The organism is Campylobacter australis (assembly GCF_050586305.1).
Classification (GTDB): Bacteria; Campylobacterota; Campylobacteria; order Campylobacterales; family Campylobacteraceae; genus Campylobacter_A.
In genome coordinates, this window is the sequence record NZ_JAXUAA010000030.1 from 1 (window position 1) to 428 (window position 428).

Below are 428 nucleotides of genomic sequence, written 5' to 3' on the forward strand. Positions count from 1 at the left end.
TCATAGCAGATACCATAGTAGCACTTGCTGTGCCACTAGCTAGTCCTATACCTCCTGCAAATGCAGCTCCTGCTCCTGCTGTTAGGTATGTAACTATAGCCGTTATTATAAGTGAGCCTATGCCACTAAGTGTAGTTGTTTTATCCTCCCACTCTTTTGAGTTTAGAGTGGCTTTTATCTGATTTATGGTTTTTTCATCTATTGGAGTGTTTGGATTTGATCTAAGCTCTTTTATTATATTATCTTTAAACTCTTGTGAGTTTAAAGTATTTAAAATCTTATCATATGTTTTTATATCTAGTTTATCTGTTATGTCATTACCATTTAGTATAAATTTCTCTTTTATTTTTATTATAGCTGGAATTTCTACCTCTTTTATCTTTCCTTTGTCTGTTATGGTAGCTGTTAATATTCCTGAGCCTTGTTTA

1 protein-coding gene is annotated in these 428 nt (G+C 32.7%); it reads right to left on the minus strand.

Going from position 1 to position 428, the window contains the following annotated elements; genetic code table 11:
* Nucleotides 1–428: hypothetical protein (locus U5B17_RS09685; protein ID WP_430805144.1), on the minus strand; the 428-nt coding region annotated here is incomplete at both ends.